Source organism: Hydrocarboniphaga sp. FW305-C-57 (assembly GCF_058783045.1).
Genome location: NZ_JBYSYG010000001.1, coordinates 662,187 through 674,800, shown reverse-complemented (window position 1 = coordinate 674,800; position 12,614 = coordinate 662,187). Strand labels below are relative to the sequence as shown.

At 66.3% G+C, this 12,614-nt stretch carries 13 protein-coding genes; 5 read left to right on the top strand and 8 right to left on the bottom strand.

All coding sequences use genetic code 11. The features are described from left to right. The first annotated feature begins 64 nt into the window (after positions 1-64). Genes AC3WUM_RS03140 through AC3WUM_RS03120 form a run of 5 tightly spaced genes read left to right on the top strand, consistent with a single transcriptional unit; the run spans position 65 to position 4,585 of the window. Entirely contained in the window at positions 65-1,168 is a 1,104-nt protein-coding gene (locus tag AC3WUM_RS03140; protein WP_492408642.1) for an acyl-CoA dehydrogenase family protein, read from the top strand. A gap of 8 nt (positions 1,169-1,176) precedes the next feature. Further along, positions 1,177-2,430, top strand: coding sequence for an acyl-CoA dehydrogenase family protein (locus AC3WUM_RS03135; RefSeq protein ID WP_492408641.1), 1,254 nt, complete (start codon positions 1,177-1,179; stop codon positions 2,428-2,430). A gap of 42 nt (positions 2,431-2,472) precedes the next feature. Beyond that, positions 2,473-3,357, top strand: coding sequence for an ATP adenylyltransferase family protein (locus AC3WUM_RS03130; RefSeq protein WP_492408640.1), 885 nt, complete (start codon positions 2,473-2,475; stop codon positions 3,355-3,357). Then, positions 3,354-3,833 (top strand): PaaI family thioesterase, encoded by a 480-nt coding sequence (locus AC3WUM_RS03125; protein WP_492408639.1) that lies wholly within the window; start codon positions 3,354-3,356, stop codon positions 3,831-3,833. The genes AC3WUM_RS03130 and AC3WUM_RS03125 overlap by 4 nt, the downstream gene beginning before the upstream one ends. Then, complete coding sequence (locus AC3WUM_RS03120; protein WP_492408638.1) at positions 3,830-4,585, top strand: DUF2889 domain-containing protein; 756 nt, start codon at positions 3,830-3,832, stop codon at positions 4,583-4,585. Before AC3WUM_RS03125 ends, AC3WUM_RS03120 begins: the two co-directional genes overlap by 4 nt. Positions 4,586-4,589: 4 nt before the next feature. Here AC3WUM_RS03120 and AC3WUM_RS03115 read toward each other — a convergent pair whose 3' ends face one another. The 8 genes from AC3WUM_RS03115 to AC3WUM_RS03080 all read right to left on the bottom strand — a co-directional run bounded on the left by AC3WUM_RS03115 (position 4,590) and on the right by AC3WUM_RS03080 (position 12,612). Further along, positions 4,590-5,396: a transglycosylase SLT domain-containing protein gene (locus tag AC3WUM_RS03115; protein WP_492408637.1), complete on the bottom strand. Its 807-nt coding sequence runs from the start codon at positions 5,394-5,396 to the stop codon at positions 4,590-4,592. A gap of 224 nt (positions 5,397-5,620) precedes the next feature. Continuing rightward, entirely contained in the window at positions 5,621-6,469 is an 849-nt protein-coding gene (locus AC3WUM_RS03110; protein ID WP_492408636.1) for an SDR family NAD(P)-dependent oxidoreductase, read from the bottom strand. Between the two features lie 36 nt (positions 6,470-6,505). Then, a complete protein-coding gene (locus AC3WUM_RS03105; protein ID WP_492408635.1) occupies positions 6,506-7,696 on the bottom strand; it encodes a thiolase family protein in 1,191 nt (396 codons plus the stop codon). After that, positions 7,693-8,145 carry a Zn-ribbon domain-containing OB-fold protein gene (locus AC3WUM_RS03100; RefSeq protein ID WP_492408634.1) on the bottom strand — a complete coding sequence of 151 codons (453 nt, stop codon included), beginning with the start codon at positions 8,143-8,145 and terminating at the stop codon, positions 7,693-7,695. The genes AC3WUM_RS03105 and AC3WUM_RS03100 overlap by 4 nt, the downstream gene beginning before the upstream one ends. Beyond that, positions 8,142-9,023 carry a MaoC/PaaZ C-terminal domain-containing protein gene (locus AC3WUM_RS03095; protein ID WP_492408632.1) on the bottom strand — a complete coding sequence of 294 codons (882 nt, stop codon included), beginning with the start codon at positions 9,021-9,023 and terminating at the stop codon, positions 8,142-8,144. The genes AC3WUM_RS03100 and AC3WUM_RS03095 overlap by 4 nt, the downstream gene beginning before the upstream one ends. 9 nt (positions 9,024-9,032) lie before the next feature. Further along, entirely contained in the window at positions 9,033-10,217 is a 1,185-nt protein-coding gene (locus AC3WUM_RS03090; RefSeq protein ID WP_492408631.1) for an acetyl-CoA C-acyltransferase, read from the bottom strand. Positions 10,218-10,245: 28 nt separating this feature from the next. Further along, positions 10,246-11,358, bottom strand: coding sequence for an acyl-CoA dehydrogenase family protein (locus tag AC3WUM_RS03085; protein ID WP_492408630.1), 1,113 nt, complete (start codon positions 11,356-11,358; stop codon positions 10,246-10,248). A 12-nt stretch (positions 11,359-11,370) separates the two neighbouring features. Then, positions 11,371-12,612, bottom strand: a complete 1,242-nt coding sequence (locus AC3WUM_RS03080) for an acyl-CoA dehydrogenase family protein (RefSeq protein ID WP_492408629.1) — start codon at positions 12,610-12,612, stop codon at positions 11,371-11,373. Positions 12,613-12,614 lie beyond the last annotated feature (2 nt).

The following is a 12,614-nucleotide window of genomic DNA, read 5'->3' as shown; positions in this document are numbered from 1 at the left end:
GCGCAGCATACCATCGCCCCATTCCCGCATTCAGGCTCCGTAGAGCAGCCGGAGAGAACACACCATGCATCTGGCCTTTTCAGCCGAGATCGACGCCATTCGCGAGGAGTTCCGCACCGTGCTCGCCTCGAGCAACGCGCGCTCGGCGCTGCAGCAGATCGAACGCGGACACGAGCGTGACCTGGAGCTCTGGGACTGCCTCGCGCAAACCGGCTGGCTCGCGGCCGGCGTTGGCGAAAGCTTCGGGGGTAGCGAGCTGGGAGAACTTGTGCTCTGCGTCCTCGCAGAAGAGTGCGGCCGCGCACTCGCGGCGATTCCATTTGGCGTATCGAGCTGCGGATTCGCGAACGCGCTGTCGCTCTGCGATGCATCCGAGGCACAGGCGCGATGGCTGTCCAGGATCGCCGATGGCTCGGCAATCGGTATGCTGCTGATGCCGCAGGATTGGCAGCAGGCACCGTCACTCTCGGCGGCCGCGACGCAGCTGAGCGGCGAGACCGGACTGCTGCTCGATGCGGCATCGGCGAATGCCGCGATCACGCTGGTCGGCGATAAGAACAATGCCCGTCTGCTGCTCGTCGAGCTTTGCGCGGCGACACGCGCCGGCGATGTCGAGACGACGCTCGACCTGCTTCACCCAGCCGGCAGCTTCAAACTCACGAACGCGCCGGCGACATCGCTCGCAAGCGGAACGCAGGCCCATGCGCTCTGGCAACGCATACTCGACCGCCTCGCGATCTTCACCGCCTTCGAACAGCTCGGTGGCGCACAGGCGGCGCTCGAGATGGCACGCGATTACAGCCTCACGCGCTACGCCTTCGGACGCGCGATCGGTTCGTTCCAGGCGCTCAAGCACAGCATGGCCGACATGCTCTCCACGCTCGAGCTCGCACGATCGAACTGCTATTACGCAGCCGCCGCGCTCGCGAGCGACGACAGCCGGGTCGCCGAAGCGGCCGCAGTCGCGCGCATTTCGGCGAGCGAGGCGTTCCGGCTTTGCGCAAAGCAATGCCTGCAGATCCACGGCGGCATCGGCGTGACCTGGGAATCCGACGCCCATCTGTACTACCGGCGCGCGCAATCGCTCGCGAGTTCGCCGGGCTCGCAGACGTTCTGGAAAGAGCGCCTCGTGAGCCTGCTCGTCAGCCAGCACGCCTCCGCCGCCTGAGAACGCCCATGAATCTCGCCGACACCGCCGAACAAGCCGATTTCCGCGCACGTGCACGCGCCTTCATTCGCGAGCACGCGCCCTGGGACCAGGTCGCGATCGCGCGCAAGCTGCGTTTCGCGGGCAAGCCGTTCGAGAACGAAGCCGACTGGATCGCGCTGTCCAAGCGCTGGCAGCGCACCAAGCACGATGCCGGCTGGGCCTGCCTGGTCTGGCCGAGCGAGTACGGCGGCCAGGGGCTGTCGCCGGTCGAGAACGTGATCTTCCAGGAAGAAGAAGGCCCGTTCGTCGAACTCAACGGGCCCTTCATGATCAGCCAGGGCTTCATCGCGCCGACCTTGATGGCCTTCGCAAGCGATGCCGACAAGCGCCGCTTCCTGCCCGCCATCGCACGCGGCGAGAACGTCTGGTGCCAGATGTTCAGCGAGCCCGCGGCAGGCTCCGATCTCGCGGGTGTGCGACTGCGCGCAGAGAAGGTCGACGGCGGCTTCAGGCTCAACGGACAGAAGGTCTGGACCTCGGGCGCGCACTACGCCGAATGGGGCATGGCACTCGTGCGCACCGATCCGGACGCGGTCAAGCACAAGGGCCTGACCATGCTCTACCTCGACATGAAGTCGCCCGGGCTCACGGTGCGACCGATCGCCGAGCTGTCGGGCCACGCGCATTTCAACGAAGTGTTCTTCGACGACGTCTTCGTTTCCGACGCCCAGGTGCTCGGCGGCGTGAACAACGGCTGGAAAGTCGCGCTGACCACGCTCATGAACGAGCGCATGACCATCGGCGCGAGCACGCCGATGGGTTTCGAGGAGATCTTCGAACTCGCGATCAAGCCCGATGCGAGCGGCGCAAAGCCGATCGACTCCGAAGCCGTGCGGCTCAAGCTCGCCGACTGGTATGCGAAGGACTGCGGCATCCGCTTCGGTGTGCAGCGTCTGCTGACCGCGCTCGCCGCTGGCGGCGAACCCGGCCCCGAAGCCTCGGTCGGCAAGCTCGTCGGTGCCAATACCACACAGGAGATCGCGGCCTTCGGCCTCGACCTGCTCGGCTCGCGCGCGCTCGTGCAGAGCCAAGGCGACGACGAGGCCTACTTCTTCCACTGGATGTTCCACTTCGGCGCGTTGCACCGCATCGAAGGCGGCACCGATGAAATCCTGCGCAACGTGCTCGCCGAACGCGTGCTCGGCCTGCCGCCCGAGATTCGCGTCGACAAGGGCGCTTTCAAGGACGTGCCGAGCGCACCGCCCGCGGGCTCGCGTTAGTCTTCCGCCTGCACATCCCTCGATCGATTGACGGAAGACAGCATGAGCATCATCAACCTGGCCGAGGCCAGCGCCGAAACCACGCGGCGCGCGCTCGCGAGCGCCGCACTGGTCCCGTTCCACGTCGCGCGGGAGGAAGCCAGCGAGAACGGCTTGCCGTATCGCATCGAGTGGGCCTCCTCGCTTGAGCGCAAGGACCAGGCGAGCATCCCGAAACCGGGCGCCAAGCCTTCGGCGAGCTTCAATCCGTTCCTCCCTTACGACCCGGCGCTCCACGTCGCCGACCTCGGCGCCGAGCACGTGCTGCTGCTCAACAAGTTTCCGGTACTGCTCAATCACGTACTCGTGATCAGCCGGGCCTTCGTCGACCAGGAATTGCCGCTGCAAGGCGCGGACTTCGCCGCGCTCGCGCAGGCGATGCGGGACATCGAAGGCCTGGCCTTCTACAACTCGGGCACCACGGCCGGGGCGAGCGTGCAGCATCGGCACCTGCAGATCGCGCCATTCACCGCACCGCTGATCGAGGCGCTGTTGCCCAGCGTGAGTGCCGGCAAAGCCCCGCAACAGCTCGATGCCTTGCCGTTCCGTCACGCCTTCGTGCGCTTCGAAGACACCTGGCCGGATTCGCTCGAAGCGGCCGGCAAGCGCCTGCACGACGCCTATCGCGCGGCCTGCGAGTTCTGCGGCCTGCGCGCTGCCGAAGGCGAGCGCCTGCCGGCCTACAACCTGCTCGCGATGCGCGGCTGGCTGTTGCTGGTTCCCCGCAGCCGCGAAACCTGGGAGCAGGACGGAGAGCGAATCTCGCTCAATGCGATGTCCTTCGGCGGCTCGATCTTCGTGCGCCAGCCCGAACTGATCGGGCTCGTTCGCAAGGCCGGCTTGCTGCGCATTCTGTCCGCGGTGAGCTTCCCGAAGGCGGGCGCATGAGCACGGAACATCCCGATATTCCCGCTGGCTTCAGCCTGCTCGAGCCGACTTTCAATCGCTCCTACGTCGGGCGCATCGGCCCGTTCTGGGTCAAGCGCGAGAACGACTATCCGGTGCTCGGCGTGCGTGCCGATGAACACCATTGCAATCCGTTCAAGGAACTGCATGGCGGCTTCATCGCGGGCTTCGCCGATTTCGTTGCCGCCTACACGCTGATCGCCGGCCCTGAGCCGACGCCGACCGTCGTGACCTTGCAGCTGTCGACGCAGATGATCGCCTCGGCCCGGCTCGGGGACTGGGTCGAGGCACGCGGCCACATCCGGCGCAAGGGCCGCAGCATCGCCTTCGTCGACGTGGAATTCACGAGCGCAGGCAAACTGATCGCCGCTTCCGACGCGGTGTTCCGTGTGCTGTCGGAAGCCGGTGTCAGCGAGCGCTTTCGCCGCCGCGGTGAAGCGTCCTCGCCGCCCGCATGAGCGTCTCCCCGCTCTATTCGCAGCATCGGCCCGGAATCTACCGGCGCCGGCTGCGCATCATCACCGGGCCCGGCTGGGCACGCGCCGACCTCGAGGACGATCCGCATCGCTACGGCGTCGAGATCCACCACGACGGCGAGCGCGTCACCGCGATCGAAGGCAGCGCCCTCCGCACTCCGTGGACGCTCTGCGTGCCGGCCGCGCATCAGCTCAAACGCCTCGTCGGCATGAAGCTCACGCCCGATGCGACCGCCATCTTCCGCCACACGCCGCCCGGCGAACAATGCACGCACATGTTCGATACCGCCGGATTGGCGATCGCGCATGCGGCGCGCGGAACCGTGCGGCGTCAGTACGATATCGAGGCGCCGTGGTGGAAGCTCCAGGGCCCGCGCGAACTGCGGCTGGCCTGCGATGGCCGCGAAGTGCTGCACTGGAGCGTCGAAGACCAGAACATTCTCGCGCCCGAGCCCTACGCGGGCCGTTCGTGGCAGAAGATGCTGCCCTGGGCTCGCGAGACATTCACCGATGTGGACGCACTCGAAGCCATCGTCGTCATGCGTCGCGCGGTGATGATCTCGGGCTCACGCACGGTCACGCTCGATCCACTCGAAAACGCCGCACAGACCGGGCATGTCAATGGATCGTGCTTCGTGTTTCGCAGCGGCATCGCCGAGCATGCGCTACGCATGCCGAACTCGACGCGCGATTTCACCGACACGCCGGACGCGCTGCTCGCCGATCTCGATTGAACGGCTAGCGACTCGCCACCACTTCGCGCTGGGCGGACGCCGCACGGTCGATCGCGCGCAGCGCCTCGTGGTACCGCAGCACTCTGTCGACGAAATCCACGGCTTCTTCTCCGCGCGCCTGTCCATAGCGAGTCTGCGCAGCCCATTCGGGCTGCGACAGCAGCGGCAGCGCGCTGCGCACGTCCGCCCAGCGGTTGGCATCGCCACCCCGCTGCGCGACGAGCTGGCGCGCATCGAGCAAATGGCCCAAGCCCTGGTTGTAGGCGGCGAGCGCCATGGCGGTACGATCGGGCTCGACGATCTGCTTCGGCAGCCGGCGGCGCAGCTGCGCAAACCAGCGCGCGCCGCCATGGATGCTTTGCTCGGCATCCTCGCGATCCGCTACATCCAAGATCGCCGCGGTGTCCTGCGTGAGCATCATCAGGCCGCGCACGCCGGTATGGCTCACCGCCTGCGGATTCCAGCGCGACTCCTGGTAACCGATCGCGGCAAGCAGCCGCCAATCGACGCCGGAGCGTGTCGCCGCGGCGCGGAAATGATCGTGATACTGCGGCAGCAATCGTTGGATGTCCTTGCTGAAACCTCGCGGCATTCCGCGCTGCGCCAGCGGGGCGGCGACCGGCACGGCGGTTTCGGTATCGAGCAGACCGCGCGCGGTCTGCAACAGTCCCAGGCCCAGCTCGCGCACCATCGGCACGCACAGCAGCGTCCCGATCAGCAGCAGCATGCTCGTGCACACCACCAGGCGCCGTCCGCTGGTGTCGACACTCAGCTCCATCGATCGGCAGCCTACGAGAATCGTCGGTTCCATCCCCCCATCTCCCTTGCTTCGCATCCTTTCTGGCCGCCCGGAAAACGAAAAAGGCGTCCGGCCCGAGCAGGAAAGTCCTCGGGACAGACGCCTTCGTCCGGACACGCCGCGCCCTTCTTTGGGCGTGGCGGGCGCTACCGCGCAACAGTGGCAGCGGGGTCAGCAAGCACTGTGCCAGCAGCGCAGGGGCAGACTCCGGCAAGGCGAAGCTTGCCGCTTGAAACTCAGTCGATGCGATTCAAATCGTCGAACGTCAGCTCCGGCGAATCACGGAAGATGCGCGATTCGTTCTCGGCGAGCTGCTGCGCGGTGAGTCCGGCCGCCTTCACGCCACGACCGGCTTCGAGCTTGAGTTCCATGATCTTCGGGCCCGAGACGTACAGGCACTTGCCGGTCTTGTCGCCCGACAGCGAGCTGACCATGTAGAGCAGCGCGGGCGCGACGTACTCGGGCTTGAGCGCGGCCTGTGTCGCCTCGTCCATGCCGACTGCGCCGGTCAGCGCGCTGACCGCGGCCGGTGCGATGGTCCAGCTGCGGATGCCGTACTTGCGGCCTTCCACCGCGAGCGCCTTGGTGAAGGTGTAGATGCCACCTTTGGCCGCGCCGTAATTGGCCTGGCCGAAGTTGCCGAACAGCGCGGCGGTCGAGGTCGTATTGACGATCACGCCGCCCTGCCCGTTCGCACGCATCCAGCCGAAGATCGGCTTGGTCATCGCGTAGGCACCCTTGAGATGTACCTGGATCACCGAATCCCACTGCGCTTCGTCCATGTTGTGGAAGGACTTGTCGCGCAGGATGCCCGCGTTGTTGACCAGAATATGCACGCCGCCGAAGGCGTCGATCGCGGCCTTGCAGACCGCTTCACCGCTCGCCACCGAACCGACGTCGCCGACCACTGCGATCGCCTTGCCGCCGGCCGCGCGTACTTCGGCCACGGTCTTCTCGGCCGCATCCGCGCTGTAGTCGTTGGCGACGATGCTCGCCCCTTCCTGCGCGAGCAACAGCGAGTAGGCCCTGCCGAGCGCTCCGCCCGCTCCGGTGATGACCGCGACCTTGCCTTCGAGTAACGCCATGTGCCGCTCCTGATTTCTGTTCTTTGAATGCGCTGCTTACGCCGTGTGCAAGGCGAGCGCGTGCGAGTTGTAGAAGAAACCGCCGATGTGCAGCAGCGCGGTTTTCGCGTCCTGCACCTGATGCGAGCCCGCGCGATCCTGCAGCTGCAGGATCGCCTCGCGGATGTGACCGGAACCCTGCGTCGCGCCGTCGCAGAGGCTGCCGCCGTGCGAGTTCAGCGGTACGCGGCCGCGCAGCTTGGCGCGCTGCTCGCTCGCGTCCCAGTTCGCGCGCAGGAAATCGCCGCCTTCGCCGGGCCTGCAGAGGCCCGAGTTCTCGATCCAAGAGATCGCGAGCAGGGTGAAGCCGTCGTAGGGATAGTAGAGATCGGCTTCGTTCACGCCGATGTCGCTACGCCGGTTCATGAGGTCGATGACGATCTGCTGGCCGTGCGCATGCAGGCCTGGCAGCTGGTCTTCCTCGTTCGGAGCGACCATGCCAGAAGCGTGGGCGTGAATCAGGACGGGCTTGAGCTTCAGGTCGCGCGCGCGCTCGGCGGTGGTGATGACGAAGGCGTCGGCGCCGTCGACGGCCACGTCCATGTCGTAGACGCAGAGCGGGTCGCGGATCATGCGGCCGTTGATGAACGCCTCCATGCTCAGCGGATCGCGGATGACCGCGTGCTCGTTGCGCATCGCGTTGCCGCGGCCGTTGATCGCGATGAGCCCGAAGTCCTCGCGCTTGCGTCCGTACTGGTAGAGATAGCGGCTCGCCCAGGCGGTGTAACCGACCGAACCCGCCATCGTCTCGGGCTCGACCGCGCCCATCATGCCGGTGAGCTCGCCGACACGGCGGCGCATCGGATCGAGCGCGGCGGCGCGCGATTGCCAGGGCAGGCGATAGGCCGCGTGATAGCACAGCACGGTTTCGCAGACGCCGGCCTGGATCGCGTGCATGGCTTCGAAGATCGTCGTCGCGAAAGTGCCCGTGAGCGGCGGCTGCGCCCACCAGCTCAGGCGCGGAATGCCGAGCGCGGACTGCAGCACCTTGGCGTCCTGCGAGGTTCCCGAGGCGCTGATGCCGTCGATGTCGGCGGCGGTGAGGCCGGCGGCGCGGATCGCGTCGACGCAGGCGTCGATCGTCATCGACAGCTGCGTGCGATCGTTGCGCGTGCGCGAGAACTCGGTAGTCGCCACACTCGCGAACGCGAGCTGGTCTTTGATGCGATAAGACTCGCGCGCGCTCATGAACCGACTCGCTCGAAGACCGGGACGGGCTTAGGATCGGCGCCGGTCCGGCGATCGATCCAGGTCAGGCGCACGCGCTGACCGATCGACAGTTCCTCGTTCGGCGTGCCGACGATCGTGCTCGTGAAGCGCAGGCCGGGCTGCTCGTCGAGCTCTACTGTCGCCACCGGATGCGGCTTGTCGTAGCTCACGCCGGGCGCCTTCGGCCCCTGGTGCAGGAAGATCAGCAGATGGATCGTGCCCGAGCCTTTCACCGCGGTCGGCTGGATGTTGCGCGACCAGCACTTCGGGCAGATCGGGCGCGGCGGATGGAACCAGTGCGCGCAATCGCCGCAGCGGTCCATCAGCAGCGTCCGGTCCAGCAGGCCGCGATAGAACGCCTTGTTGTCGTGCTCGATGCGGACGCCCGGATAGCGTTCGAGCAGCTGTTCGTCGGTTATTTCACTCATGAGGAAAACTCCACGTAACCGTTGTTGAGCACGATGAGGTCGCGCTCGACCACCTTGCAGCGAAAACCGGCGATGCCCTCGCCCTGATGCCAGACTTCGGTGCGGATCGTTTCGCCCGGAAACACCGGGTTGGCGAAGCGACAGTTGAGCACGCGCAGCCGCTTCGCATCATGCGCGCACAGCAGCTTGACGATCGCGCGACCGGCGACGCCGTAGGTCGCCATGCCGTGCAGGATCGGCACCGGAAAACCCGCGTTCTTCGCCACCGTGCCGTCGACATGCAGCGGGTTGTAGTCACCCGAGAGCCGGTAGATCGCGGCCATCTCGGGCCGCGTCTGCAGATCGAGCGTCGCGTCGGGCGCTCGATCGGCCGGCAGCGCGTGCGGCTTCGGCGCGCCTTCGGACTTGCCGCCGAAGCCGCCGTTGCCACGCATGAACACCGAGGCCCCGATCGTCGCGATCAGCGTGCCGGTCGCGTCGTCGATCAGGTCGCGCGTCTGGATCAGCACCGCGCCCTTGTCGGCGCCCTTGTCGTAGATCTCCTCGATGCGGCATTGCGAGCGCATGCGTCCGCTCGCGGGCATAGTCGCATGCATGCGCAGGAACTGCTCGCCGTGCAGGATCTTCTGCCAGTCGATGCCGGCCTCGGGGTCCTGCATCCAGAAGTGCGGCAGCGCGAGCACGGCCGCCATCGTCGGCAGCGCGACGAGCTCACCACCTGCAACGCCTTCATAGACGTAGCGCAGGTCGTCGGCGGCCGGCGGATTGCTCATCGCGGCGCCGAGGCCCAGCGCATAGAGAATGCTGTCGCGCTCCGAATACTCCTGCGTGACGAGCGGCTGCGGCCAGTTCTTGACCTTTTCGTAGTCGAGCCCCATCACGAGTCCTCAGGCGATCTCGAACAGGGCCGCGGCGCCCATGCCGCCGCCGATGCACATGCCGGCAACGACGTACTTGACACCGCGGCGCTTCCCTTCTAGCAGCGCATGGCCGATCACGCGCGCGCCGGTCATGCCGTACGGATGGCCGATCGAAATGCCGCCGCCGTCGACGTTGTAGATCGAAGGATCGATGCCCAGATGATCGCGCACGTAGAGCACCTGCACGGCGAAGGCCTCGTTGATTTCCCACAGCCCGATGTCGCCGATCTTGAGGCCATGCTGCTTGAGCAGCTTCGGAATCGCGTAGATCGGGCCGATGCCCATTTCCTCGGGCGCGCAGCCGGCCACGGCCATGCCGCGATAAATGCCGAGCGGCTGCAAGCCGCGCCGCGCAGCGACGCTGGCTTCCATGATCACGCTCGCAGACGCACCGTCGGACAACTGCGATGCGTTGCCTGCGGTGATGCAGCCGCCATCGACGATGGTCTTGAGTCCGGCGAGGCTCTCGTAAGTGGTGTCGGCGCGATTGCCCTCGTCCTTCGACAGCTTGACGGGCTTGTACGCAGTCTCCCTGGTCTGCTTGTCGACGACCGCCATCGTCGCCTCGATCGGCACGATCTCGGCCTCGAAACGGCCCGCGGCCTGCGCCTCGGCCGTGCGCTGCTGCGAGCACAGCGCGTAGCGGTCCTGGGTCTCGCGCGAGACGCCGTATTTCTTCGCGACGAATTCGGCCGTCTGCAGCATCGGCATGTAGGCGTGCTCGGCGAAACGCAGCACGTTGTCGTCCTTCTCCCGCGCGACCCATTCGTTGAACGGCGTGTTGAGCGCGGAGATGTTCTCCTGCCCACCACCGACGACGATGTCCATGCCATCGACGATCACCTGCTTGGCGGCTGTCGCGATCGCCATGAGGCCTGAAGCGCATTGGCGATCGAGCGTCTGCGCGGACGCGGAGTTGCCGAGGCCCGCCGCAAGTGCGGCCATGCGTCCGAGATTCTGTCCGGCCGTGCCGGCGGTCAGGCAGCTGCCGAGCACCACGTCCTCGACTTCAGCGCCTTCGAGGCCGGCGCGCTGCACCGCATGACGAATCGCATGCGCCGCGAGCGTCGGCGACTTGATGTTGTTGAGCGCACCGCGAAACGCCTTGCCGATCGGCGTGCGCGCGGTGGAGACGATGACGGCTTCACGCATGGTTGTATTCCTTTATGCGCGCTGCGAGCTAGGCAGCGAAATGCAGTTCGAGCTCGTGCACGAGCCGGTCGCGCCAGGCCAAGGACGTGTCGAGCAGGCTCGCGAGTGCGCGCGAGCGCCGGTAGAACAGATGCGGATCGGCCTCCCAGGTCGCACCGATACCGCCGTGGGTCTGGATGGTTTCCTTCGCCGTCCACTCGAAAGCGTCGGTCGCGGCGAGACGCGCGGCCGCTGCTGCGAGCGCGAGCTCCGGCGCATCGGCCTCGAGCGCCCAGGCCGCATAGAACGCGTTCGAGCGCGCGATCTCGATCTTCGTGTACATCTCGGCGAGCTTGTGCTTGATCGCCTGGAACGAGCCGATCGGACGTCCGAAAGCCTGGCGAATCCGTGCGTAGTCGCAGGACATTTCGAGCGCCGCGGTCGCGGCGCCGATCTGCTCGAAGGCGAGGAATACGGCGGCGCGATCGAGCAGCTTCGGCAGCAGCTCGCCCGCGTCTTCGATCAGCATCGCGCACTCCACTTGCTCGAAGCCGATGCGCGCGAGCGGTAGCGTCGGATCGATGCTGTCGAGCGCTTCGCGCTTCACGCCCTGCGCATTCAGGTCGATCCGATAAAGACCGACGGCGCCGGCTGCGTTCTTCGCCGCGACCAGCGCGAAATCGGCGATGTGGCCGAAGAGCACCGGCAGCTTGCTGCCGGTGAGCCGTCCATCGATCACCCTCGTCTCGATCGCGTCGAGTGCATGCAGGGGCTTGACGCCTTCGGTCAACGCGAGCGTACCGATCAGCTCACCCGATGCGAGCCCCGGCAACAGTTCGGCGGCGAGCGTCTCGTTGTTCGACAGCGCGAGCGCCTCGGCCACGAGATAGATCGAAGCGGCGACGGGCACCGGCGCGAGCGTGCGGCCGAGTTCCTCGGCGATCACGCAGAGCGTGACGCGCCCGAGGCCCAGACCACCGTGCTCCTCGTCGATCGCCGAGCCGAGCCAGCCGGCCTCGGCGATGGTCTGCCAGAGCTCGCGATCGAAGTCCGCTTCGCCGTCGAGTACGCGGCGCACGCGCTTGAGATCGCACTGGGCCGCGAGCAGCTTGCGGGCCTCGTCGCGGATGGCTTTCTGTTCGTCCGAAAAATCGAAGTCCATGTCGGATCGCCCCTATGCCTTTACGGCCCTGATCTGGTTGAACGGCATGGTCTTGTCGACGCGCACGTCCTCAGGCAGGCCGAGAATGCGTTCGCCGACCACGTTCTTGAGCACCTCATCGGTGCCACCACCGAGACGGTCGATCACCGAGCCGAACCATTCGTTCTGGAAGATCGCGTCGAACGGCACCGCGTCGGGCGTCATCACCGCCCCCGAGGCATGCTGCAGGTCGAGCGCGAACGCGGTCATCTCCTGCACGAGGTTGGCGATCGTGTATTTTCCGATCGTGATCTCCGGCCCCGGTTCCTCGCCGCGCGACAGCGCCGTGAGCATGCGCTGCACGGTGAAGCGCACACCCGCTTCGCGTACGTAGAAGCTCGCGATCTTCGCGCGCACTTCACCGTCCTCGATCGCCGGCCGGCCATTGATCTGCACCTGTCGCGCAAGATTCACGATGCCACCGATCAGCGGCATGAGTTCCTTGATCGCGATGTTGGTGCGCTCGCCCGCGAGGAACGAAACCGTGACCTTCCAGCCCGCGTTGACCTCGCCGACACGATGCGCATCCGGAATGCGCAGATCGTTGAAGAACACCTCGTTGAAGTTCGAGGCGCCCGTGAGCTGCTTGATCGGCCGCAGCTCGATGCCCGGCGACTTCATGTCGACGATGAAGAAGGTCAGGCCCTTGTGCTTCGGCACGTTCGGATCGGTGCGTGCGATCAGCACGCCCCAGTCGGCGTACTGCGCGTTCGAAGTCCAGATCTTTTGCCCGTTGATGACCCAGTCGTCGCCGTCACGCTCGGCGCGCGTGCGCAGGCCGGCGAGATCGGAGCCTGCACCGGGCTCGGAGAACAGCTGGCACCAGATCAGATCGCTGCGCAGCGTGGCCGGAATCAGCGCTTTCTGCTCGGGCGTGCCGTGACGCATGAGCAGCGAGCAGCAGCCGCGATTGACGATCATGAAGTGTGCGGTCACCGGCACGTCGAAGCGCGCCTCCTCCTCCATGAAGGTCATGTTCTGCAGGCTCGTGCCACCGCGACCGCCGACGTCCTTCGGGAAGTAGATCGCGCCGAATCCGGCATCGTATTTCTGGCGCTGCCATTCGCGCTGCTTCGGGAACTCGGCGTCGAAGTCGCCGGTTTCCTGGCTGATCGCGAACGAGGTGCTACCGCTGCGTTTCTTTGCGACCGAAGCGAGCCAGCTGCGCGCCTCGGCGCGAAACGCGGCTTCTTCCGGAGTGTCGTTGAAGTCCATGG